General features: G+C 37.6%; 3 protein-coding genes. All 3 read right to left on the reverse strand.

Annotated elements, in window-relative coordinates:
• Nucleotides 1–282: 282 nt before the first annotated feature.
• Nucleotides 283–867, reverse strand: a complete 585-nt coding sequence (locus BR02_RS14510) for a recombinase zinc beta ribbon domain-containing protein (protein ID WP_084171046.1) — start codon at nucleotides 865–867, stop codon at nucleotides 283–285.
• A 199-nt stretch (nucleotides 868–1,066) separates the two neighbouring features.
• Nucleotides 1,067–1,753 carry an ATP-binding protein gene (locus BR02_RS0112340; protein ID WP_031517557.1) on the reverse strand — a complete coding sequence of 229 codons (687 nt, stop codon included), beginning with the start codon at nucleotides 1,751–1,753 and terminating at the stop codon, nucleotides 1,067–1,069.
• Nucleotides 1,746–2,000, reverse strand: coding sequence for a hypothetical protein (locus BR02_RS15195; RefSeq protein WP_031517559.1), 255 nt, complete (start codon nucleotides 1,998–2,000; stop codon nucleotides 1,746–1,748). Before BR02_RS15195 ends, BR02_RS0112340 begins: the two co-directional genes overlap by 8 nt.
• Nucleotides 2,001–2,469: the final 469 nt, after the last annotated feature.

Below are 2,469 nucleotides of genomic sequence, written 5' to 3' on the forward strand. Positions count from 1 at the left end.
TTGAATAAGCTTTCATATATATTATAAACCTCAATTCTCCGTTTGTCAATAAAAACATATGAGTAATTGTTCAAGTGTGTTTATCTTTTAGCTTTACGGTCAAGACCGCCACCTCTAAGCGCAGCGTAGGTGGGTTTTAATCAGGTGGAGTAGACTCTCCATCTGATTCCCCGATGTTTCAGCTTGCTGAAACGAGTTCACTTATTAGATTATCCCCAAGTATAAATAGAAAAGAACCGCCCATCAAGAAGTATTTCTCCTCAATCGGCGGTCAAATTCGTTTTATTTTTCTATATCAATTTCTACACCAGATTTAAATTCAATAGTTAGTTTATCATCATAGACCGTTATTTTCTCTATAAGTCTCCTTACTAGTTGCTCATCATACTCCTCAAGGAGGATGGATTGTTCATTAATGAATTTTTCCATATCTTCTAGCCTTTGCTTGGAGCCTTTTTTGCCAGCTTCTTCTGCTAAAGCCTTATGCCTTTCCTCTCTGAGCCTATAAATCTCATCGGCTATATCGTTATAATCTTCTTTGGAATTGGCCAGTCTCAAAAGGTCTTTTTGTAATTCCTCTAGCTTTTTATCTATCTCGGCAACAATATTATTGTCCGTTTCACTTATCACTATTTCTATATTTTCCTTTAAGATAGTTAAAAAGCCATCCTTTTGCCCTATTAGTTTATTAATTGCCTCCACCGTAGCAAGGCCTATCATATCCTCCAGCACGGTTCGGGAATGACAAGTTAACCCTGTATTCTCAAGTCTACTGACGCATCTCCAAACAATCGATTTTTTACCTCGGTTATTCCAATGAACTCTACGGTATATTTCGCCACACTGTTTGAAACCGCGAATTTTCACGCGTTACCCCACGCCCGTTTCCGGGGCAAAAAGTGGTAGAGATTTAGACCCCCCTACCCCAGAAACTGCAGATAATCTCAAAAGTTAAGTAATTCTTTAGTTTTCATGAGATTTTTTGCATCTATTTAAAGCCGTTAATCGGCATAGTTTTCAAATTTGAGTATTAACCCTTTTCTAGAAAAGAGGTGAGTATTTTAATTTATCTGTCAGTCAAGCGAATGAGCTGACAATTGGCTGTTATTCTGTCTAACAGAGTCTGGCAAAGATGTTTGTCTTCCACTACATATAACCATGTAGATATTTCTCGATTGGTAATAAAAATGATACTTCTTGTTTCATTAAGAAAGGTAACTGCTCGATAAAAAGCCTGCAACTCTGACCTGGTTGGTTCTAGATAAAATACATCATCAATAATAATCAAGTCGCATTCCCGCATATAGGAGAAGGTTGCGCCTGCTTTTGTGTTTATATCTTTGTTCTCTACAATATATATAAAAACATCAATGGATGCATAGTAAGTTTTATGTCCATTGTCGATCGCTGTTTCTCCAAGATGAACTGCAAGACTAGTTTTGCCTGTCCCGCATTTACCAAGTAGAATAACGTTTTGTTCTTCATTGAGCCACGTCAGATGGGATAATTGTTTAATTTGCCATTCCAAACCTTTGTTTAAATTCGATACATCAAATACTTTGTTGGGAAGTTTGCTTGCCCTTCTTAGCTTGATCTGTTTTTGTCTGGCTCGTATCTCTAGTTCTTTTTGTAATATCATTTGAAGATAATCTAGGTTGGACAGTTTCTCATCATTCAAATCAATATATCCCCTGGCAATATTCCATAGATTTAGCTTCTTAGCCAACTCGCGGATTTCAGTTATATCAGCCATCGATTTCCCTCCTTATCTCCTTGCTACGTGTCAGATGGTTGAAATACTGTTGATTTGGTAAGAACTTCTTTGCTATCTGCTCACCATGCTTATACATTATGTAAGCCAAAAGTTCATAGGCATTGCAGCGTTCAGTCTCAATACAGTATCTTATCCCATCAAGCATTTGCTCCATCGAATAAAACTTCGTCATGCGATTTAAGCGAATGCAATGGCTATTAAAATATTTTGTTTGTTCTTGTTCCATCCGCCGTATAAATTCCTGAGCGATTTCATGCTCTGCAAAATATTGTTTTATAAGAGCATGAGAAACCCTGTTTCTGTTGTTTTTTTCCTCAGCTTTGAATATCTGTCCAGTATCTTCTGTTACTGGATACTGTGAACTTGCAAATTAAACCAGCACCTCATTTTCACAATATATCAGCACATTTTCCGGTCCAATGTGCAACAATTGCAAATTAAATTAGATTTTGTTCCAAGGATTTTTCACATTTGCACGATGTTTTAGCAGCTGAAACAATTAGGAAAAAGAGCCAAAATAAATAGAAAAACCGGTTGGCAATCACCAACCAGTAGTTAGATACCGGCCTCTTCAGCCGCCAAATGAACCACACTGTCATCAATAAGCTCTTTTTGGACCTGGTAACCGGCCAATAGACAGTGAGTAGCCAGCTTGTTAATCAGCCTTGGCCATCCACCGGAAAGAGAACTGATCG

The organism is Desulfofalx alkaliphila DSM 12257, from assembly GCF_000711975.1.
Lineage (GTDB): Bacteria > Bacillota > Desulfotomaculia > Desulfotomaculales > Desulfohalotomaculaceae > Desulfofalx > Desulfofalx alkaliphila.

What these genes read in the sequence shown, in the direction of transcription:
- BR02_RS0112340 (WP_031517557.1), bottom strand. Translation starts at nt 1,753, where the DNA reads ATGGCTGATATAACTGAAATCCGCGAGTTGGCTAAGAAGCTAAATCTA.
- BR02_RS15195 (WP_031517559.1), bottom strand. Translation starts at nt 2,000, where the DNA reads ATGGAACAAGAACAAACAAAATATTTTAATAGCCATTGCATTCGCTTA.